Origin of the sequence: Bacillus massilinigeriensis (assembly GCF_900117315.1) — a bacterium.
GTDB lineage: Bacteria > Bacillota > Bacilli > Bacillales > Cytobacillaceae > Bacillus_BE > Bacillus_BE massilionigeriensis.
Window position 1 is genome coordinate 1 of record NZ_LT630345.1, and the last position, 1,806, is coordinate 1,806.

1 protein-coding gene is annotated in these 1,806 nt (G+C 42.0%); it reads left to right on the forward strand.

Annotation, left to right across the window (positions count from 1 at the left end):
- Positions 1-74: 74 nt before the first annotated feature.
- Positions 75-1,618, forward strand: a protein-coding gene (locus BQ6100_RS20650) for an IS3 family transposase (protein ID WP_390622393.1) whose coding sequence is annotated in 2 segments (ribosomal slippage) — positions 75-558 and positions 558-1,618 — 1,545 coding nt in all. Because the reading frame shifts where the segments join, the coding sequence is not laid out codon by codon here.
- Positions 1,619-1,806 lie beyond the last annotated feature (188 nt).

Sequence of the window (1,806 nt, forward strand, 5' to 3'; positions counted from 1 at the left end):
CCCTCTCTGTTAGGATAGATGTCGTAGGATACTTTAGTGTTATAGTTAAATAAATAACACGGAGGTTGAGCGATATGAAAAGAAAAAATGGGACACGATATACACAGGAATATAAAGCAGCTATTGTTAAACGAATGATGCCCCCAAATAATGAATCTGTTACGAAAATTGCGAAAGAAGAAGGCATCTCAGATGTGACCTTGTACAGTTGGCGTAAAGAAGCTCGTGAGACTGGTGTCGCAGCACCTGGCAATGGACAAACGAGTGACAAATGGAGTAGCCAAGATAAGTTTCTAATCGTGATGGAGACGTTCGCATTGAATGAAACAGAGCTGGCTGAGTATTGTCGTAAAAAGGGGCTGTATCGTGAACAGATTGAAGCATGGAAAAGTGTATGCCTTCAGGCAAATGGTCAGGCATTCGATCAAGCAAAACAACTGAATGGCGCTTTGAAGGAAGAACAGAAGCGTGCCAAACTATTAGAAAAAGAGCTACAAAAGAAAGAGAAGGCACTAGCTGAAGCTGCGGCATTATTACTTTTGCGAAAAAAGGCCCAAGCGATTTGGGGGGACGACGAGGAAGAATGATTAGCCCGTCAAATCGCGCATTAGCAGTCAAACTCATCCAAGAAGCCAATCAAAATGGTGCGCGATTAGCGAAGGCTTGCGAGGAGCTTCATATCAGCGTTCGTACCTATGAACGTTGGGTGGAAGATGGTGGTGTGAAGGTTGATCAACGCCCACTTGTGAAAAGACCCGTACCAAAAAATAAGTTGTCTGAAAAGGAAAAAGAAGAAATATTAACGGTTGTCAAACAGGAAGAATACGTCGATTTACCCCCGACACAAATTGTACCAAAGCTTGCGGACAAAGGGACTTACATTGCGTCAGAATCCACCTTTTATCGTGTGTTACGTGAAGAAAAAATGCAGAATCATCGTGGTCGTAGTCAAAAGCCTGGGAAAAGAATTCCTGAGAGTCATCTAGCAACATCGCCAAATCAGGTATGGACATGGGATATTACGTGGCTGGGTGGACCTGTGAAAGGGTTGTATTATCGACTCTATTTAATTCTCGATTTATTTAGTAGAAAAGCAGTTGGCTGGGAAGTGTGGGAAACAGAAGAGGCAAAGCACGCTGAAACACTTGTGAAAAAGGCAGTGATCAATGAAAAAATCAAAGGCGCACCACTCGTATTGCATTCTGATAATGGTAGTCCTATGAAAGCCGAGACATTTTTAAGTTTACTAGAGAAACTGGGAATTCAAAGTTCCTTTTCAAGACCTCGTGTAAGTAATGATAATCCTTACTCAGAAGCCATGTTTCGTACACTTAAATATAGACCGGATTACCCGCATAAAGGCTTTGCATCACTCGCAGAGGCAAGGGAATGGGCACAGAAATTTGTCTATTGGTACAACGAGATTCACTTGCATAGTGGATTAAATTTTGTGACACCTGTACAGTGTCATACTGGAGCACACGTAGCGATATTAGAAAAGAGAAAAGATATATACGAAGCAGCGAGAGCTAAACATCCTGAGCGTTGGACGAGAGGCACGAGAAATTGGAGACCGAATGAACAAGTAGCGCTAAATCCAATGAGAGATGAGAGGTAAACTGAAACATTGAAGAAATCATAATATCCCATTTCTCTGGTGGTTTGAATCGAAAGAGCGCTTTTCCTTTCGATTCAAACCACCAGACCACCAAGCGCAGCGCGGTAGCTTTATTTGAACTCGGGATTTAAGGAATTCTCTTAAAATACTAAAGTAATAAAATACGACAACTATATTGACAAACACCG